1 pseudogene is annotated in these 246 nt (G+C 41.1%); it reads left to right on the top strand.

Annotation, left to right across the window (positions count from 1 at the left end):
• Positions 1-246 (top strand): annotated as a pseudogene (locus AC0QH1_RS17735) (group II intron reverse transcriptase/maturase); the annotation flags it as partial.

Genomic DNA, 246 nt, shown 5'->3' with positions numbered 1-246 from the left:
CAGAAAGTATTACCATTATGGAGCCAATGGAAACTGGACGTTTCAAGCGCAAGATGGGTTAAGACTGCTAGCACACGCAGAAACTCCTATCAAGCGACACATCAAAGTCAAAGGTGATAAGTCTTCATTTGATGGAGATTGGGCTTACTGGAGTAAGAGAGGAATTAATAAAGTTGGTCTCCCAACTAAATTAACCAGACTTTTGAAGGAACAAAAAGGCAAGTGCAATGAATGTGGCCTGTTCTT

The organism is Phormidium sp. CCY1219 (assembly GCF_055795085.1).
Note: the sequence above shows the minus strand (reverse complement) of the source record. Positions and strands in the feature narration are given on the sequence as shown.